Source organism: Ramlibacter montanisoli (assembly GCF_013087525.1).
In the GTDB taxonomy this organism is placed as follows: Bacteria; Pseudomonadota; Gammaproteobacteria; order Burkholderiales; family Burkholderiaceae_C; genus Ramlibacter; species Ramlibacter montanisoli.
Map to the genome: position 1 here is coordinate 2,152,871 of NZ_JABFCS010000001.1, position 16,216 is coordinate 2,169,086.

Sequence of the window (16,216 nt, forward strand, 5' to 3'; positions counted from 1 at the left end):
CGTGATCACTTGTTCAGGGCATAGACGCCCTGCGGACGCCACAGCAGGATGGCCATCATCAGCAGGATGTTGGAGAACAGCGCCATCTTGGGCACCAGGAAGCCGGTGTAGTTGGCCATCAGGCCTACCAGCAGCGCGCCCACCAGGGCGCCGGTGGTGGAGCCCAGGCCGCCGATGATCAGCACGATGAAGATCAGCACGTTGACCTGCGCGCCCATCTGCGGGATCACGTTCTGCTGGTACAGGCCCCACATCACGCCGCCCAGGCCGGCCAGCGCGCTGCCCACCATGAACACGCCCACGAACAGCACGCGGATGCGGTAGCCGAGGGACTCCACCATCTCGCGGTCCTGCACGCCGGCGCGGATCAGCAGGCCGATCTTGGTGCGCGTGAGCGTCCACAGCAGCAGGCCGAACACCACCACGCCCACCACCACGGCGATCAGGCGGTACTTCTCCACCGCGGCGTCGCCGAGGTACAGGCTGCCCCTCATGCCTTCCGGCAGCGGCAGGGGGATCTGCAGCGGGCCCCAGATCACCTTGATCAGCTCCTCGCCGATGATCATGCCGCCCATGGTGATGAGGATCTGCTTGAGGTGGTTGCCGTACACCGGCCGCACGATGAAGCGCTCGAAGGCCAGGCCGATCGCGCCGGCCACCAGCATCGCCACCACCATCGCGGGCAGCACCGCCAGCATGTTCTTCCACAGGCTGGCGGAGGCCGTGTAGTCGCCCATCGCGCCCAGCACGCTGGTGGCGACGAAGGCGCCCAGCGCGATGAACACGCCGTGGCCGAAGTTCAGCACGTCCATCAGGCCGAACACCAGCGTGAGGCCCGAGGCGATGATGAAGATGATCATGCCCATGGCCAGGCCCGCCACCGTGAGCGTCACCCAGGTCGAGGGCGAGCCGATGAAGGGCAGCACCAGCAGTGCGAGCACCGGCACCAGGGCGAGCGGCTTCCAGTCGAAGTCCTTGAAGAAAGTCATGGAGCCCCCACGCTTGTCACTTCGTGTACTGCGCTGCCCCCCGGGGGCCTTCGCGGCTTGGAGCGGTCCGGCGCCGCTCATAGCGCCAGCCCCAGCAGCGAGTGCTGCAGTTCCTCGTCTTCGGCGAGTTCCTTCATGGAACCCGCGTGGACCACCACGCCGTTGTCCATCACGGCCACCGTGTCGCCCAGCCGCTTGGCGAAGTTGATGTTCTGCTCCACCAGCAGGATGGTCACGCCCTTGGCCTTGAGCTGCTCGAAGGCCCCGATCATGTTGTTGATGATCGCGGGGGCCAGGCCCTTGCTGGGCTCGTCGATGATCAGCAATTCGCGCGGCTCCACGATGGCGCGCGACACCGCCAGCATCTGCTTCTGGCCACCCGAGAGCTTGCCGGCCGGGTGGTTCCAGAACTTCTCCACGGCGGGGAACAGCGAGAAGATCCACTGCAGCCGTTCGCCGTCGATCTGGCTGGCGTTCTTCGCGCCGCGCGCGGCCAGCACCATGTTCTCCTTGACCGTGAGGTCGGCGAAGATGCCCATGTTCTCCGGCACGTAGGCGATGCCGCGGCCCGCGATCTGCGGCGTGGCGGCCTGCGTGATGTCCTGGCCGTCGAACACGATGCGGCCCTGCGACGCGCGCCAGAGGCCGAGGATGGTGCGCAGCGTCGTCGTCTTGCCCGCGCCGTTGCGGCCCAGGAGCATGGTGAGCTGGCCGCGCGGCACGGCAAGTTCCACGCCGTGCAGGATGTGGTACGCACCGATGTGCGTGTGCACGCCGGAGAGGGTGAGGAGCTTGTCGCTCATTGCATTGCTCCTTCCCCCTCTGGGGGAAGGCCGGGATGGGGCGCTGCGGCGCCACGCCCAGATAGGCTTCCTGCACCACCGGCGACGCGATCACCTCCGCCGGCTCGCCATCAGCCACCAGCGAGCCGTTGTGCAGCACGATGATGCGGTCGGCCAGCTCGCGCACCACGTCCATCTTGTGCTCCACCAGCAGGATGGTCTTGCTGCGGTCCGCCTTCAGCTTGCGGATCAGGTCCAGGATCACCGGCGCCTCGGCGTGGTTCATGCCTGCCGTGGGCTCGTCGAACATGTAGACCTGCGGCTCCATCGCCATCAGCAGCGCGACTTCAAGCTTGCGCTGGTCGCCGTGCGGCAGGTTCGCCACCAGCTCGTCCTCCTTGTCCTTCAGCGCGATCTCGGCGAGCAGCTGGTCGGCGCGCGCGCGCAGGTCGGCGTGGTCGCTCCACACGCTCCACAGGTTCAGGCCGCGGCGATGCGGGCCCTCGCGCGTGGCCTGCACCGCCAGCCGCACGTTCTCCAGCACCGTCAGGCGCGGGAACAGGTTGGTGAGCTGGAAGGCGCGGCCCAGCCCGGCGCGCGTGCGCTCGGACGCGGACGCGGACGCGCCGGACAGGTTGCGGCCGCCCAGCGTGACGGTGCCGCTGCTGGCCTTGAGCTGGCCCGAGATCAGGTTGAAGTAGGTGGTCTTGCCGGCCCCGTTCGGGCCGACGATGGCGGTCAGGGTCCCCGGCTCGAAGGAGCAGGTGACCGCGTTGACCGCCACGTGGCCGCCGAAGCGGACCGTCAGGTCATGCGTGGCGAGTAGGCTCATGGAATGCAGGCATGGATCAACAGGTGCCGATCACGTAGTAGTTGGGACCGGTCTGCTTCAGGGTGGTGGTGACGAAGACGTTCCACAGGCCCATGTTCTGGTTGGACCCGTTGGCGTAGGTGTAGCCGCCCGCGGTGTAGGCGCGGCCGGCGGTGGTGTGCGCGTAGTTGGTCGCGGTGTAGCAGGTGGCGGCCGTTCCCGTGGTGGTGCCGCTCACCGGGGCCGACTGTGCGCCCTGCACGCCGTTGGCGTCCAGTGCCGCGACGGTCCAGGAATAGGTGGTCGCGGACGCCAGCCCGCTGTCGGTGTAAGTGGTGCCCGTGATCGCCAGCGCGTTGTCCTTGGTGCCGTTGCGGAACACGTTGTAGCCGGAGGCGCCCGTGACGGCGGACCAGCCGATGTTCATCGAGCTGCTGGTGGCGCCCGAGGTCGTCACGCCCGTGGGCGCGGGCAGCGTGCCGCCGCCACCTCCACCCCCGCCGCCCGATGACACGGTGTCCACCATTGCCTTGAGCGCGGCGACCTGCGTTCCGGCCTTCCTCGCGAAGTTGCTGCCGTACCAGCCGATCCAGTCCCAGCAGGCGTTCGGGTTGGCCAGCGAGCCGCTCGCCGCGGTCTGGCGGCTGGTGCTGTCCACCTGCGTCTGCGGGAACAGCACGATGATGCTGTTGGTGTCGGCCCAGCGGGTGTAGCCGGTGTTCCTGATGAACTTGTCGCCGATGTTGGAGTAGCTTTGCTGGCAGCCATGCAGCGCCACGTGCACGCGGCACTGCGCGCCCGCGGCGCAGTTGGCCGGCACGTACACCCAGCCGGTGGGCGCCATGCCCGGGTTGGAGGTGAAGGCGCGCTGGTCGAACTCGATGTAGTTGCCGGCGGCCGGCGCGTTGTTGCGCGCATTCAGCGTTCCGTACAGCTTGGTCAGCACTGCCTTGGCGCCGTCGTAGCCGCAGTTGCTGATGTAGGGCGAGGCGCTCGAGCTGCAGGCGTTGTTGCCGGTGGCGTCGAAATCGGTGGGGAATACGTGCGCCGTGCTGGCGCGCTGCACGTACTCGAGGTTCGCTGCCGGCACGCCGTTGTTGGTGTACTGCGTGCGCAGCGCCGCCATCGGGTTGGGACCGACGGTGAAGTCGCTGCTGCCGACGAACATGTAGATCTTCTGCGTGGCGACGCCCGACTTCGGGTCGATCGAGCCGGCCGAACTGAAGCTGTCGATGCTGCCCTGCATCGTCGAGAGCTGCGCGCTGCCGATGGTGGCGTTGTACATGCACGCCGTGTAGTTGTTGTGCCCGGCGCACATGTAGGGGCCGGCGGCGAAGATGCCGACGCCGCGGAACAGAGACGAATGGGCCCATCCCAGCTGGTTGGCCATGAAGCCGCCGGAGGACAGGCCGGACACGGTCGTCTGCGACCGGTCGACGTTGTAGCCCGGAAGCGGGACGGCGGCATGGGAGGCCGTGGCGGCCAAGGCCGCGGCCACGGCAAGCAGGCGCAGGTTGCGGATCATCTTCGAGTGTCTCCTGTGGTTTTCGGACGTGCGAATCCCCGGCCCCCTGTGCCGGGGGCTCTCTCCTCGAACTGCGGAAAATGGCGGGGCGGCGCGGGCCGCCCCGTTGTCTCAGCCGGTCAGCGCTTGTTCCGGATCGGAACGGCCATCTCTTCCGGCTTGATCTCGCGCACCAGCTTCGGCACGCCCCAGGCGAACGCCGGGTCGACCTTGATCTTGAAGTGGTACATGCTCTGCATGGCCTGGTGGTCTTCCTTGCGGAAGGTCATCCTGCCCTTGGGCGTGTCGAAGGACATGCCTTCCATGGCGCCGATCAGCTTCTCGGAGCCGGTATCGCCATTGGTCTTCTTCAGCGCCGTCACCAGCGCCATCGCGGCGGAGAAGCCACCGGCGGTGAAGAAGTCCGGCGGTGCCTTGAACTGCTTGTAGTGCTGGGAGACCAGCGCCTCGTTCACCGGGTTCTTCGGGATGCCGAAGTAGTAGTAGGTGGCGCCTTCCATGCCGGGGAAGTTCTTGTACGAGGCCATCGCCGGCAGGATGTTGCCGCCGGTGGCGATCTCGATGCCGTGGCGCTTCAGGTCCAGGTCGGCGATCTTGAACGGGTTGCCGGCACCGGCCCAGATCACCCAGATCACCTTGCGGCCCGGCTGGTCCTTCAGCTTGTCGATCAGGCGCTGCGCACCGGCGGTGAAGTCGGTGGTGTTCTGCGGCAGGTATTCCTCGTGGACGATCTTGGCCTTCTTGACCGATTCCTTGAAGGCTTTCACGCCGTCGCGGCCGAACGCGTAGTCCTGCGCCAGCGTGGCGATGGTGGTGCCGGGCTTGTCCAGCGCCACGGCGTTGGAGATCGCGTCCTGCGAGCTGTTGCGGCCGGTGCGGAAGATGTACTTGTTCCACTTGTCGCCGGTGATGGAGTCGGCCACGGCGGGCTCGACCAGCAGCACCTTCTTGTATTCCTCGGCGACCGGCAGCATGGCCAGCGCGACGCCGGAGGACGTGGGGCCGACGGCGATGTCGACCTTGTCGTCGGAATAGGCGGTGGCGAGCAGCGACTTGCCGAGGTCCGGCTTGCCCTGGTCGTCCTTCTCGATCACGACGATCTTCTTCCCGTTGATCGTCATGGTGCCGCCGGTGGCGTAGTCCAGTCCCATCATCAGGCCGGTCTGCGTCTGCTTGCCGTAGGCTTCCAGCGGGCCGGTGCGGCTGTAGATGTGCGCGATGCGGATTTCCTTGGACTGGGACCAGGCCAAGGGGGTGGCCAAGGCGGCGGCTGCGACCGCGGAGGCCGCGATCCAGATGCGTCTTTGCATGCTTTTGTCTCCTGAACTACGTTGGGGTGAACCGGCGCGCAGATGCACTTCACGTGCCAGCACGCAAATGCTTGTCGCGCAATGACTTTTTGGATGTGGTCGGGCGCGATGCCTGCTTTCCGTACAGCCCAGTCCGCCTGATTTCCAGACATTTGTCTGGTTTTCAGGCAACCAGTTCCAGGCGTTCGTAGAGCTTGGCGCGCGAGATTCCCAGCAGGCGGGCGGCGGCGAGCTTGTTGCCGCCGGTGGCTTCCAGCGCCGCCTGGATCGCCTGGCGCTCCACCTCGGCGACCTGTTCGGCGAGCGGCCGCAGCACATTGCCGGCCGGCGCCAGGTTGCGCGGCGCGGGGGCCGGCGGCACGCGTTCGATGCCCGCTTCGCGCAGCACTTCCTCCACGGCCGGCGCATCGATGTGCCGCGAATCGCTGCGCATCGCCGCCTGTTCCAGCACGTTGCGCAACTCGCGGATGTTGCCGCGCCAGCGCTGCGAGGACAGCATCGCGAGCGCGTCGGCGCCCAGGTCGAAGGGCGCGGTGCCGTTGCGCATGGCGATGTCCTCCACCAGCACTTCGGCCAGCGCCGGGATGTCCGCGCGGCGCTCGCGCAGCGGCGGCACCTTGATCGGCAGCACGTTGAGGCGGTAGTACAGGTCCTCGCGGAAGCGGCCTTCACGCACCAGCGCGCAAGGTCGCGCGAGGTGGCCGCGATCACGCGGGCGTCGAAAGGCACCACCTTGTTGGAGCCGAGCGGCTCGATCTCGCCTTCCTGCAGCGCGCGCAGCAGCTTGGGCTGCAGCGCCAGCGGCATGTCGCCGATCTCGTCGAGGAACAGCGTGCCGCCGTCGGCCAGCTTGAACTTGCCGTCGCGGCCCTTGCGGTCGGCGCCCGTGTACGCACCGGGCGCCACGCCGAAGAACTCCGCTTCCAGCAGCGTGTCGGGCACCGCGGCGATGTTGACGCTGACGAAGTTGCCGCGCGAACGCGCCGACGCCGCGTGGATCGCGTGGGCCAGCAGTTCCTTGCCCGTGCCCGTTTCACCGAGCAGCAGCACCGGGCTGGACGACTGGGCGGCCTTGCGCGCCTGGCGCTTCACTTCGACGGCGGCGGTGCTGCCGCCGACGAAGCTGGCCAGGGTGTACTTGCTGCGGCGCTGGCTCGCGAGTTCGCGGCGGGCGTCGTCCAGGTCGCGCTGCAGGTTGGCGAACTTGTGGATCAGCGGCTGCAGCGTCGTCTCGGGATGGTCGAACAGCACGATGCCCAGGGCACCGATCACCTTGCCGGCCTCGTCGCGCAGCGGGATGCGGCTGACGCCGAAGGTGCCGGCCTTGTTGGACAGCAGGTCGATCAGGATCGGCTTGCCGGTCTCCAGCACGCGGTGCATCTGCGTGTTCTGCACGACCTCGGACACGGGGTGGCCGACGAAGTCCTCCTCGCGCTGGAAGCCCAGGGCCGGCAGGTAGCGCCGGTACTGGTCGTTGATCCAGACGACGCGCGCGTTGCGGTCCACCAGCATCATGCCTTCGCTGGCATTGGCGAACAGGTCGAACATGGAGCGCGCCGCCAGCTCCAGGATGCGCTGGCCGTCCAGGGGCAGCGATGCGTCGGACTTCATGGCCGGAATGGTAGCGCCCGCAGGGCGCGTGTCACTCCGGCCGGACCCTCAGGGCTCCACGCCCCCGTGCGGCAGGGTCGTCGCCCCCGCCTGCGCGCCTGCACCCGCTTGTAGATCCGCGGCAGCAGCAGCACCGCCACGATCACCGCCACCAGGAACAGCGACATCGGCCGCTGCAGGAACACCAGGAAGCTGCCCTCGCCGATCGACACCGCGTTGCGCATCTGCGCTTCGGCCAGCGGGCCGAGGATCATGCCCACCACCACGGGAGCGGTCGGGAAGTCGAAGCGGCGCATCACCACGCCCACCAGGCCGATCGCCCAGAGCAGCACGAGGTCGAAGGCGCTCTGGCGCATGCCGTAGGCGCCCACGGTCGCGAAGATCAGGATGCCCGCGTAAAGCTGCGGCTTGGGGATCTTCAGCAGCTGCACCCACAGCTTCACCAGCGGCAGGTTCAGGATCAGCAGCATCACGTTGCCGATGTAGAGCGACGCGATCAGCGCCCACACCAGCGCGGCGGAGGTGGTGAACAGCTGCGGTCCCGGCTGGATGCCGTAGTTCTGGAAGGCGCCCAGCAGGATGGCGGTGGTGTTGGACGTGGGGATGCCCAGCGTCAACAGCGGGATCAGCGCGGTGGTGACCGTGGCGTTGTTCGCCGCCTCCGGGCCGGCGACGCCTTCTATGGCGCCGGTGGTGCCGAACTCCTTCTTGTCCTCGCCCTTGGCCAGCTTCTTCTCCACCGCGTAGCTCAGGAAGGTGGGGATCTCGGTGCCGCCGGCCGGGATGCAGCCGAAGGGCGCGCCGATGAAGGTGGCGCGCAACCATGCCGGCGCCGAGCGCCGCCAGTCGCGCACCGACATGTACACGCGGCTCATCTTGTTCTGCGTCTCGACCACGCGGCCTTCGAACAGCGCGAAGTAAAGGATCTCCGCCACCGCGAACAGGCCCACGGCCACGAGAACGATCTCGATGCCATCGAGCAGCTCCGGCACGCCGCCCGTGTAGCGGCCCTGCCCGGAGATCTGGTCCAGGCCGATCAGGCCCAGCGCCAGGCCGAGGAACAGCGAGGTCATGCCGCGCAGGGTGCTCTGCCCCAGCACCGCGCTGACCGTGGTGAAAGCCAGCACCATCAGCAGGAAGTACTCCGGCGGGCCGAGCTTCACCGCGAACTCCGCCACCGTCGGCGCGAACAGCGTGACGATGACGGTGGCAATGGTCCCCGCCACGAAAGAGCCGATCGCCGCCGTGGCCAGCGCCGCCCCCGCGCGGCCACTCTTGGCCATCTTGTTGCCCTCCATCGCGGTGACCATGCTGGCGGTCTCGCCCGGCGTGTTCAGCAGGATGGAAGTGGTGGAGCCGCCGTACATCGCGCCGTAGTAGATGCCGGCGAAGAAGATCATCGAGGCGGTGATGTCCACCTTGCCCGTGATGGGCAGCAGCATGGCCACGGCCACGGCCGGCCCGATGCCGGGCAGCACGCCGACGGCGGTGCCGAGCACGCAGCCGACGAAGGCCCACACCAGGTTGATCGGGCTGATCGCCGTGGCGAAGCCTTGCAGGAGGGCGGAGAAGATGTCCATGTCAAATCCAGCCGGAGGCGGTGATGCCGGGGAGGTTGATGGCCAGGAACTTGGTGAACATCCAGAACACCGGCGCCGACAGCGCGAGGCCCGTCACGAGGTCCGCCAGCAGGCTGCCTGTCGTGGTCGCCTGCCCCTGCGCGCGCCGCAGGCCCTGCACCGCCAGCATGTAGCACAGCGTGCAGCTCAGGATGAAGCCGATGGTGGTGATCAGCGCCGCGTTGGCCAGCATGCCGGCCGACACCCAGACGAGCCCGGGCCACCAGCCGCGGTCCCCGCCCGAGGGTTCCTCCATGTCGCGAAAGCCCCCGGTGAAGGCCTCGCGCACGATCAGGATGCCGCACACGGTCAGCACCGTCGCCACCACCCAGGGCAGGAAGTTCGGCCCGACGCCGCCATAGCCGGCCTCGCCGGGGATCTTCAGCGCGCCGCCCGCCAGCCCGAGGCCGGTGAGCAGGACCAGTGCGCCCACCAGCGCCTGCGGCTTGCGGGGGATGTCGTGTCTGCCATGGAAGCCTCCTCGGCGGTCGGAAAAAGAAACGCCCGGGCGAGCCGGGCGTATTGCCGACGGCTCGGCGTCAGAGCATGCCGGCCTTGGCCATGGTGGCGCGCAGCAGGGCGAACTCGTCGTCGACGAACTTGTCGAACTCGGCGCCGGCCAGCACCGCCGGCGTCCAGGCGTTCTTCTCCATCGCCTCGGCCCAGGACTTGGTCTTGATCGCGGCCAGCACTGCATTGGTCAGCGCCTTGCGCTGGTCGGCCGTGATGCCGGGGGCGCCGTACACGCCGCGCCAGTTGCCCAGTTCGACGTTGATGCCCTGCTCCTTCAGCGTGGGCACATTGATGCCCTTCAGGCGCTGCGGGGAGGTGACGGCGATCGCCCTCATCTTGCCGGTGTTGATGTACTCGGCGAACTCGCTGTAGCCGCTGCCGCCCACCGTGACGTTGCCGCCCAGGATGGCCGCGGTCGCCTCGCCGCCTCCGCGGAAGGCCACGTAGTTGATCCGGGCCGGGTCCACGCCCACTTCGCGCGCCAGCATGGCCGCAGCGATGTGCTCGGTGGAGCCGCGCGAGCCGCCGCCCCACTTGACGCTGCCCGGGTCCTTCTTCAGCTGCGCGACCACGTCGGCCATGGTCTTGAAGGGCGAGTTGGCCGGCAGCACGTACACGTTGTATTCGCTGGTCAGGCGCGCGATCGGCGTGGCCTGCGACAGGTTCACCGGCGGCTTGCCGGTGATGATGCCGCCCAGCATCACGGCGCCCATCACCATCAGCGCCTGCGGGTCGCCCTTGCTGCCGTTGACGAACTGCGCCAGGCCCAGCGCGCCGGCGGCGCCGCCCTTGTTCTCGTAGGTCACGTTGTCGGCGACCTTGGCGTCGATCATGGCCTTGCCCAGCGCGCGGCCGGTGGTGTCCCAGCCGCCGCCCGGGTTGGCGGGGATCATCATCTTCCAGGTGGGGGCCGCCCGGGCCGACAGGGGCAGCGCGCCGGCGGCCGCCAGAGCCGCCAGGGTCTTGAGGAATTCGTCGCGACGCATGGTCTTGTCTCCTTGGTTGGAACAGCAGGATGGTGGGGCCCGCCGCTGTCATTCGGCTGTCCTGGCGTATTAGGGAAAGCGCTAATGTCGATTCGTTTATGGTCGAAGAAATGAAGCTCCTGCTGGTGGAAGACGACCCCTCGATGCAGACCGCGCTCAAGCGCGCGCTGCAGAACCGGGGCATGGACGTCGAGCTGTGCAGCGACGGCCGGCAGGCGCTCGAGCGCTGGAAGGGCGCGCCGCCGGACGTGGTGATGCTCGACCTCACGCTGCCCGGCATGGACGGCCTGCTCGTGCTGGAGGAGGCGCGGCGCAGCGGCCTGGCCACGCCCGTGCTGATCCTCACCGCGCGCGGCACGGTGGGCGACCGCATCATCGGCCTGAACACCGGCGCCGACGACTACCTGCCCAAGCCCTTCGACCTGGACGAACTGGAAGCGCGCCTGCGTGCCCTGAACCGGCGGCGCCCGAGCGCCGGGCCGGCCGCCACCGACAGCGGGATCGGCGGCCTGCACTGGGACCGCCAGAGCGGCGCGATCCACTGGCGCGACGAGATCCTGAGCTGGCCCCGCGCGAGGCCGCGCTGCTGCAGGCGCTGCTGGCCCGCCCCGGGCATGCCGTGCCCAAGGAGCGCCTGTTCGAACTCGTGTTCCCCGGCGAGACCGAGGTGCAGTACGAGGCGATCGAGGTGGTCGTGTACCGCCTTCGCAAGAAGCTTGCGCACACCGGCGTCAAGCTGGTGACGCTGCGCGGCCTGGGCTACCTGCTCAAAGCCGGCGAATGAGCTTGCGCACGGTCTCCTGCGCAGCTACCTGCTGGCGGGCATCCTGGTTCCGGTGGGCATGGTCGTGGCAGTCAACGCCGCCACGCTGTACGGCAAGACGCTGCAGGCCGTGAACACGGCCTACGACCGCACGCTGCTCGCGTCCGCCAAGTCGATCGGCGAGCAGCTCGACGTGCAGGGCTACGACGAGCAGGCCGCGCTGCGCGCCACCGTGCCCTACTCCGCGCTGGAGGCTTTCGAGGCGGACGTGCAGACGCGCATGTACTACCGCGTCTCCAGCCTGCGCGGGCAACTGGTCTCCGGTTTCGCCGACCTGCCCTTCTGGCAGGGGCGCATCCCGCCGCAGCCGCCCTATGCGGCCCTGGTCGATTTCTACGACACCAGCTTCCGCGACAGCCAGGTGCGCGTGGCGGTGCTGCTGCAGCCGGTGGCCAGTCCGAACGGCCGCGGCATGGCCGTGATCCAGGTGGCCGAGACGCTGGAACTGCGCCGGCGCCTCACGCGCCAGATCCTGCTGGACTTCCTCTGGCAGCAGGCACTGCTGGTGGCCGTGATCGCGCTGGTGGTGGTGCTGGTCGTGCAACGCGCCACGCGGCCCGTGCGCAGGCTCAGCGACGAACTGCAGGCGCGGCGGGAAGGCGACCTCACGCCGCTGGCCGCAGCCGGTGCGCCGCGCGAGCTGGTGCCGCTGGTGGACGCGACCAACGAGGTGATGGCACGCCTGGCGCTGCTGCTGGACAACCAGAAGCGCTTCGTGCGCGACACCTCGCACCAGCTGCGCACGCCGCTGGCGGTGCTCAAGACGCAGGTGCAGTCGGCGCTGCGCGGCGACGTGGAGCCGCGCCAGGCGCTGCAGGAGATCAATGCCACGGTCGAACGCGCGACCGTGCTGGCCAACCAGATGCTGTCGCTGGCGAAGGTGGAGCAGCTGCGCGAACAGGGCGGCTCCGAGGTGAACGACCTGTCGCAGGAAGTGCGCGCGATGGCGCTGGAACTCGCCCCCTGGTGGCCGACAAGGACATCGAGTTCGACATCGAGACGCGGCCGGCGCCGGTGCGCGCGCACGAGTGGATGCTGCGCGAGCTCTCGCGCAACCTGCTGCACAACGCGATCAAGCACACGCCTCGCGGCGGCACGCTGTCGGTGCGGGTGTTCACCGACGGCAACAGGCGGCGCTGGTGGTCAGCGACAGCGGCCCCGGCATCCCTGCAGAGCTGCAGCCGCGGCTGTTCCAGCCCTTCTCGGCCGGCGACGTGCGCAGCGGCTCCGGCCTGGGGCTGGCGATCTGCCACGAGATCGCGGGCGCGCTCGGCGGCACGATTCAGCTGGAAAACCGTGAAAAGGACCGCCGCACGGCGGGACTCGACGCGACCGTGCGGCTGCCGCTGGCGGAGAATGCTTCCTGAATGGACCGATTGCGGATCGACAAATGGCTGTGGGCGGCGCGCTTCTACAAGACGCGCAGCCTGGCGACGGATGAAATCGACAAGGGCCGGGTGAGCATCAACGGCCAGGACGTGAAACCGGCGCGCGAGGTGAAGGTGGGCGACACCGTGGCCATGCGCCGCGAAGGCAGCACGCGCACCGTCGTGGTGAAGGGCGTGTCCGATGTGCGCGGCCCCGCGCCCGTCGCGCAGCAGATGTACGAGGAAACCGCTGAGAGCCTGCAGGAGCGCCAGCGCGCCGCCGACCAGCGCCGCTACGCCCGCGAGCCCGCACTGGCGATCGAGCACGGCCGCCCGACCAAGCGCGGCCGCCGCGAGCTGGACGAGGCGCAGCGCCAGGGTTGGGGAGATCGCTGGAGCGCATCGGTCGACGACCAGGGGCCTCCCAAGAAGTGAATTCCCCAGCTTGGTGCTTCCACTAGGCTGAACCCCCTCGCGGCGATGGTCTACTTCCTGCTTTGCCGAACTGTCGTCACGAGGAGTTTTCCATGAGCATCCAGAAGTGGGCCGCGGCCCTGGCCGCCACGCTCGCCTTTGCCGGCGCCGCACACGCGCAGCAGTTCTTCCGCATCGGCACCGGCGGCACCGCCGGGACCTACTACCCCGTGGGCGGCATGATCGCCAATGCGGTGTCGCAGCCGGGCAAGATCATCGCCACCGCGCAGGCCAGCAACGGCTCGCTCGCCAACGTGAACGCCATCGCCGGCGGTTCGATGGAAGCGGGCCTGTCGCAGTCCGACGTGGCCACCTGGGCCTACACCGGCACCGGCGCCTTCGAAGGCAAGCCGAAGATCGGCGACCTGCGCATGATCGCCAACCTGTACCCCGAGAGCATCCACCTGGTGGTGAAGAAGGGCTCGGGCATCCGGAGCGTCGCCGACCTCAAGGGCAAGCGCGTCGCGCTGGACGAGCCGGGTTCCGGCACGCTGATCAACGCGCGCATGGTGCTCGCGGCCTATGGCGTCAAGGAGTCCGACATCCGTCCCGACTACATCAAGCCGAACCAGGCCGGCGACAAGCTCAAGGACGGCTCGCTCGATGCCTTCTTCTTCGTCGGCGGCGCGCCCGCCGGCGCCATCGCGGAACTCGCCTCCAGCGGCGTGGGCATCGAGCTGGTGCCGCTGACCGGCGCGCCGGCCGACGCGTTGCGCAAGTCCAATCCCTATTTCGCGGTCGACACGATCGCCGCCAGCACCTACAAGGACGTGCCCTCGGTGCAGACGCTCGCCGTCGGCGCGCAGCTGGTGACCAGCGCGAAGGTGCCGGTGGAAACCGTGTACGAGATCACCAAGGCCATGTACAGCGAGTCGACGCAGAAGACGCTGGCCGCCGGCCACGCCAAGGGCAAGTTCATCACGCGCGAGAATGCGGTGCAGGGCGTGGGCATCCCCTTCCACCCGGGGGCCGAGAAGTTCTACAAGGAAGCGGGCCTGCTGAAGTAAGGCCTTCGCGACAGGTCGCGCGGCAGGGAGGCAGCACCTCCCTGTTTTCGTTTCTGGAGGGATAGGGATGACGCTGAACACGGCGCTGGACGAGCGCAAGCTGCAGGAGCTGGAAGAGAAGTTCGACCCGGAGATCCGGTTCCGGCCGACCGTGCCGCCCGCGACCTGGCTGGTGATGGGGCTGCTGATCGCGCTGTCCCTGTTCCATTACTACACGGCCGGCTTCGGCCTGCTGCGCGAGACCACGCACCGCGGCGTGCACATGGCCTTCGTGCTGGGGCTGATCTTCCTGGTGTTCCCGCGCAGCCGCCGCACCTACGACAGCCCGGTCGCCGCGGGCTGGCACTCGCCGGGCGGCGTGCCGCTGTCGGACTGGCTGCTGGGCATCGCGTGCGCCGCGAGCGTGCTCTACATCCCGTGGGTGTTCGACGACCTCGCCTTCCGCGTCGGCAACCCGAGCACCATGGACGTGGTGATGGGCTCGGTGCTCTTCCTCACCCTGCTGGAGGCGACGCGTCGCTCCATGGGCTGGCCGCTGCCCCTGATCGCGCTCGGCTTCACCGCATACGCCCTCGCCGGCCCCTGGTTCCCCGGGCTGCTGAAGCACGCCGGCTCCAGCTGGGGCCAGATGATCAACCACCAGTACCTCACCAGCCAGGGCATCTACGGCGTGGCGATCGGCGTGGTGGCGACCTACGTCTTCCACTTCGTGCTGTTCGGCGTGATGGCCACGCGCATCGGCCTGGGGCAGCTGTTCCTCGACATCGCCTCGACCGTCGCCGGCCGCTACGCCGGCGGGCCTGCCAAGGTCAGCGTGTTCGGCTCCGCGATGTTCGGCATGCTCTCCGGCTCCTCGGTCGCCAACGCGGTGACGGTCGGCTCGCTCACCATCCCCGCCATGATCCGCGTGGGCTACAAGCGCGAGTTCGCCGGCGGCGTGGAAGCCGCCTCGTCCACCGGCGGGCAGATCACGCCGCCCGTGCTCGGGGCCGCCGCCTTCCTGATGGTGGAGTTCCTCAACGTCTCCTACCAGACCATCATCGCCGCCGCCGTGGTGCCGGCCTTCATGCACTTCTTCGGCGTGTTCATGCAGGTGCACTTCGAGGCCAAGCGCCACGGGCTGCGCGGCCTCACCGAGGAAGAGATGCCCAAGCTGCGGGAATCCTTCCGGCAGCGCTGGCCGACGCTGATCCCGCTGTTCCTGCTGATCTTCATCCTGGTGTCCGGCCGCACGCCCTACCTCGCGGCCTTCGCGGGCATCACCTCGTGCGCGATCGTGGGCCTCACCACGCGCAGCAGCGGCAACGGCGCGGGCAACTGGACGCTGCTGGTGCTGCTGCACGTGCTGCTGGCCGTCATCTGCTTCGCCGACCTGGGCGTGGACAGCGAGCAGGTGAAGATGGCGCTGTTCGCCGCCGGCGTGCTGCTGGCCCTGGCGGGCTGGAAGCTGGCGGGCATCACCGGCCGCATCTCCCACGGCGTGCTGGTCGAGGCCCTCGAGACCGGCGCGAAGTACGCGCTGGCAGTGGGCGCCGCCGCGGCCACGGTGGGCATCGTGATCGGCGTGGTCACGCTCACCGGCGTGGGCTTCAAGATCAGCTTCATCATCACGGGCTGGGCCCAGGCGATCGCGGGCGGCCTGTCGATGGTGATCCCCGCCTTCATGGCGGACACGCGTTCGCTCACGCTGTTCGCCGCGCTGGTGATGACCGGGCTGGTGTGCATCCTCATGGGCTGCGGCATCCCCACCACCGCGAACTACATCATCATGGTCACGGTTGCCGCGCCGACGCTCGTGCAGCTGGGGGTGGAGCCGCTGGTGGCGCACTTCTTCGTCTTCTACTACGGCGTGCTGGCGGACATCACGCCACCCGTGGCGCTGGCCGCGTACGCGGCCGCCGGCATGGCCGGCAGCGACCCCTTCCGCACCGGCAACGCGGCCTTCCGTCTCGGCCTGGCCAAGGTGCTGGTGCCCTTTGTGTTCGTGTTCTCGCCCTCGCTGCTGCTGGTGGCCAAGGGCTTCACCCTGCAGGCCTTCCTCATCACCTTCGTGGGCTGCGTGCTCGGCATCACCATCCTTGCCGCGGCCCTGAGCCGCTTCATGCTGGTGGAGCTCAGGCGCTGGGAACAGCTCCTGTGCTTCGCTTCCGCGCTCCTGCTGATCGCGCCCGGCCTGTGGGTCTCGCTCGTGGGCGTGGCGCTGGTGCTGCCGGTGCTGGTGCGGCAGCTGGCGGCGCGCCGCAATGCAGCCTTACCCGTGCCACCGGCCGAGCTGGATGTCAGATACCGCTGACCTGTCGTGGCGCACCGCGCTGGCAGGGCCGTCCAGGCGCGGCCCCGATACTTGCCGCACTGCAGTCACACGGCAAGACGTCAGGGAAGAAGCGGTACAGGGAACA

Annotated in this window: 11 protein-coding genes and 4 pseudogenes; 5 read left to right on the top strand and 10 right to left on the bottom strand. The window is 68.6% G+C overall.

Translation table 11 applies throughout. From position 1 onward, the window contains the following. Positions 1-5 precede the first annotated feature (5 nt). The 10 genes and pseudogenes from HK415_RS10655 to HK415_RS10695 form a co-directional block, all read right to left on the bottom strand. Positions 6-989: a branched-chain amino acid ABC transporter permease gene (locus tag HK415_RS10655; protein ID WP_171563329.1), complete on the bottom strand. Its 984-nt coding sequence runs from the start codon at positions 987-989 to the stop codon at positions 6-8. 77 nt (positions 990-1,066) lie between these two features. After that, entirely contained in the window at positions 1,067-1,792 is a 726-nt protein-coding gene (locus tag HK415_RS10660) for an ABC transporter ATP-binding protein (RefSeq protein ID WP_171563331.1), read from the bottom strand. A 43-nt stretch (positions 1,793-1,835) separates the two neighbouring features. Further along, positions 1,836-2,603 (bottom strand): annotated as a pseudogene (locus HK415_RS10665) (ABC transporter ATP-binding protein); the annotation flags it as partial. 16 nt (positions 2,604-2,619) lie between these two features. Next, entirely contained in the window at positions 2,620-4,107 is a 1,488-nt protein-coding gene (locus HK415_RS10670) for an extracellular catalytic domain type 2 short-chain-length polyhydroxyalkanoate depolymerase (RefSeq protein WP_171558814.1), read from the bottom strand. A 119-nt stretch (positions 4,108-4,226) separates the two neighbouring features. Further along, positions 4,227-5,417 carry a substrate-binding domain-containing protein gene (locus HK415_RS10675; RefSeq protein ID WP_171558816.1) on the bottom strand — a complete coding sequence of 397 codons (1,191 nt, stop codon included), beginning with the start codon at positions 5,415-5,417 and terminating at the stop codon, positions 4,227-4,229. A gap of 163 nt (positions 5,418-5,580) precedes the next feature. Continuing rightward, a complete protein-coding gene (locus tag HK415_RS24945) occupies positions 5,581-5,964 on the bottom strand; it encodes a helix-turn-helix domain-containing protein (RefSeq protein ID WP_309246826.1) in 384 nt (127 codons plus the stop codon). Between the two features lie 128 nt (positions 5,965-6,092). Further along, positions 6,093-7,028 (bottom strand): annotated as a pseudogene (locus tag HK415_RS24950) (sigma 54-interacting transcriptional regulator); the annotation flags it as partial. Next, a complete protein-coding gene (locus tag HK415_RS10685) occupies positions 7,025-8,608 on the bottom strand; it encodes a tripartite tricarboxylate transporter permease (RefSeq protein WP_171558819.1) in 1,584 nt (527 codons plus the stop codon). The gene HK415_RS10685 and the pseudogene HK415_RS24950, both read right to left, overlap by 4 nt. A 1-nt stretch (position 8,609) precedes the next feature. Then, complete coding sequence (locus HK415_RS10690; RefSeq protein WP_309246827.1) at positions 8,610-9,104, bottom strand: tripartite tricarboxylate transporter TctB family protein; 495 nt, start codon at positions 9,102-9,104, stop codon at positions 8,610-8,612. An 82-nt stretch (positions 9,105-9,186) separates the two neighbouring features. After that, positions 9,187-10,146, bottom strand: coding sequence for a Bug family tripartite tricarboxylate transporter substrate binding protein (locus HK415_RS10695; RefSeq protein WP_171558822.1), 960 nt, complete (start codon positions 10,144-10,146; stop codon positions 9,187-9,189). Between the two features lie 98 nt (positions 10,147-10,244). On the opposite strand from HK415_RS10695, the pseudogene HK415_RS10700 reads away from it, so the two are divergent. From HK415_RS10700 to HK415_RS10720, 5 genes and pseudogenes are all read left to right on the top strand, one after another. Further along, positions 10,245-10,930: pseudogene (locus tag HK415_RS10700) on the top strand (response regulator). Positions 10,931-10,988: 58 nt separating this feature from the next. Beyond that, positions 10,989-12,336 (top strand): annotated as a pseudogene (locus HK415_RS10705) (sensor histidine kinase). Beyond that, a complete protein-coding gene (locus HK415_RS10710) occupies positions 12,337-12,771 on the top strand; it encodes an RNA-binding S4 domain-containing protein (RefSeq protein WP_171558825.1) in 435 nt (144 codons plus the stop codon). Positions 12,772-12,863: 92 nt separating this feature from the next. Further along, complete coding sequence (locus HK415_RS10715) at positions 12,864-13,817, top strand: TAXI family TRAP transporter solute-binding subunit (protein WP_171558827.1); 954 nt, start codon at positions 12,864-12,866, stop codon at positions 13,815-13,817. Positions 13,818-13,884: 67 nt separating this feature from the next. Then, complete coding sequence (locus tag HK415_RS10720) at positions 13,885-16,110, top strand: TRAP transporter permease (RefSeq protein WP_171558829.1); 2,226 nt, start codon at positions 13,885-13,887, stop codon at positions 16,108-16,110. The last annotated feature ends 106 nt before the right edge of the window (positions 16,111-16,216 follow it).

What these genes read in the sequence shown, in the direction of transcription:
- HK415_RS10670 (WP_171558814.1), bottom strand. Translation starts at nt 4,107, where the DNA reads ATGATCCGCAACCTGCGCCTGCTTGCCGTGGCCGCGGCCTTGGCCGCC.
- HK415_RS10660 (WP_171563331.1), bottom strand. Translation starts at nt 1,792, where the DNA reads ATGAGCGACAAGCTCCTCACCCTCTCCGGCGTGCACACGCACATCGGT.
- HK415_RS10695 (WP_171558822.1), bottom strand. Translation starts at nt 10,146, where the DNA reads ATGCGTCGCGACGAATTCCTCAAGACCCTGGCGGCTCTGGCGGCCGCC.
- HK415_RS10655 (WP_171563329.1), bottom strand. Translation starts at nt 989, where the DNA reads ATGACTTTCTTCAAGGACTTCGACTGGAAGCCGCTCGCCCTGGTGCCG.
- HK415_RS10715 (WP_171558827.1), top strand. Translation starts at nt 12,864, where the DNA reads ATGAGCATCCAGAAGTGGGCCGCGGCCCTGGCCGCCACGCTCGCCTTT.
- HK415_RS10720 (WP_171558829.1), top strand. Translation starts at nt 13,885, where the DNA reads ATGACGCTGAACACGGCGCTGGACGAGCGCAAGCTGCAGGAGCTGGAA.
- HK415_RS10685 (WP_171558819.1), bottom strand. Translation starts at nt 8,608, where the DNA reads ATGGACATCTTCTCCGCCCTCCTGCAAGGCTTCGCCACGGCGATCAGC.
- HK415_RS10675 (WP_171558816.1), bottom strand. Translation starts at nt 5,417, where the DNA reads ATGCAAAGACGCATCTGGATCGCGGCCTCCGCGGTCGCAGCCGCCGCC.
- HK415_RS24945 (WP_309246826.1), bottom strand. Translation starts at nt 5,964, where the DNA reads ATGCGCAACGGCACCGCGCCCTTCGACCTGGGCGCCGACGCGCTCGCG.
- HK415_RS10710 (WP_171558825.1), top strand. Translation starts at nt 12,337, where the DNA reads ATGGACCGATTGCGGATCGACAAATGGCTGTGGGCGGCGCGCTTCTAC.